1 protein-coding gene is annotated in these 353 nt (G+C 59.2%); it reads left to right on the top strand.

The features are described from left to right. Positions 1 to 264, top strand: a 264-nt coding sequence (locus tag EOC06_RS40590; RefSeq protein ID WP_164899072.1) for a hypothetical protein, incomplete at its 5' end; no start/stop codon positions are given. Between the last annotated feature and the right edge of the window lie 89 nt (positions 265 to 353).

The following is a 353-nucleotide window of genomic DNA, read 5'->3' as shown; positions in this document are numbered from 1 at the left end:
TTTCGGGACGGCGAGAACGAAATTGCTGCTGATGAACTGGTCGGCCGCCCCAAATTCCGGCAGTTCTCGCAATTCATCATCCGCTATGGCAGATCGAAGCGCATTGCCGATCTGCAGGGAATCGACAAACCGGAACGGTCGGTTGTGAAGCGACCCGACAGATGGAGCAATCGCGCAGGGCACGCCTCTTGCCATTTGCAGCTCGGCGATGAACCAGCAAGCGTCGAAGAGTCCGGCTTCACGCTTCGGCCAGTCCGGAGCTGACAGGATTTGCTCGAGAGTCTCCCTGAGTTCGGGTGCGCAGGGCAATCGGGCAAAGGCGGCGCCAAACCATTTGGGATAGGGCGCATAGC

It is taken from the genome of Mesorhizobium sp. M7A.F.Ca.MR.362.00.0.0 (genome assembly GCF_004023175.1).
Classification (GTDB): domain Bacteria; phylum Pseudomonadota; class Alphaproteobacteria; order Rhizobiales; family Rhizobiaceae; genus Mesorhizobium.
The sequence above is the reverse complement of the archived record's forward strand: the minus strand, read 5'-3'. Positions and strand labels throughout refer to the sequence as shown.